Genomic DNA, 1,035 nt, shown 5'->3' on the forward strand with positions numbered 1-1,035 from the left:
TTTTTTATAATGTATCAGAGCTTCATATTAAGCCGCTGAACGCTCCTCAATCGGCACCACTTTACGTAGCTCAGGCCCAGTATAGTCCGCACTTGGGCGAATAATACGGTTGTCTGCACGTTGTTCCATCACATGCGCCGCCCAACCTGTGACACGGCTCATCACGAAAATTGGTGTGAATAACTTGGTCGCAATATCCATGAAGTGGTATGCCGATGCATGGAAGAAGTCTGCGTTACAGAATAATTTCTTCTCACGCCACATCACTTCTTCACAACGTACTGATACTGGATAAAGAACCGTGTCACCGACATCTTTGGCTAAGCGCTCTGACCAGATTTTGATGATGCCATTACGTGGGTCATTGTCTTTGTAGATTGCATGACCAAAGCCCATGATCTTTTCTTTACGTTCCAATTTGCCCAGCATTTCTCGCTCAGCTTCTTCAGGGGACGTCCAGTTTTCAATCATCTCCATTGCTGCTTCGTTTGCTCCTCCGTGTAATGGACCACGCAGTGAACCAATTGCACCGGTGATGCATGAATGCATATCGGATAAGGTTGATGCGCATACACGTGCGGTGAAGGTCGATGCGTTGAATTCATGCTCTGCATAGAGGATCAGTGAGACATTCATCACTTGTTCATGCAGTTCATTTGGTTTTTCACCACGAAGTAAGTGTAGGAATTGAGCACCGATTGAATCGTCATCGGTATTTTCTTCAATGCGTACGCCATCATGGCTAAAACGATACCAGTAGCAAATGATCGCTGGAAGCGTTGCAAGAATGCGGTCTGCAACATCTTGTTGTTCTGCGAAAGATTGTTCTGTTTCTAGGTTACCTAGCATCGATACGCCTGTGCGCATCACATCCATTGGGTGTGAGTCTGCTGGTATACGCTCAAGGACTTCTTTGAGTGCTTGTGGTAGTTGACGCAGTGATTTAAGTTTAGCCTTGTAAGCTGTGAGCTGTGCTGCTGTGGGTAGTTCACCAAAGAAGATCAGGTAAGCGACTTCTTCAAACTGGCAGTTTTC

1 protein-coding gene is annotated in these 1,035 nt (G+C 46.0%); it reads right to left on the reverse strand.

Features of this window, described 5'->3' with window-relative positions; all coding sequences use genetic code 11:
* Positions 1-27: 27 nt before the first annotated feature.
* A partial coding sequence (prpC, locus tag JZ787_RS17895) for a 2-methylcitrate synthase (protein ID WP_346313028.1) occupies positions 28-1,035 on the reverse strand: 1,008 nt, incomplete at its 5' end.

It is taken from the genome of Acinetobacter sp. BWR-L5 (genome assembly GCF_039655985.1).
Taxonomy (GTDB): Bacteria; Pseudomonadota; Gammaproteobacteria; order Pseudomonadales; family Moraxellaceae; genus Acinetobacter; species Acinetobacter johnsonii.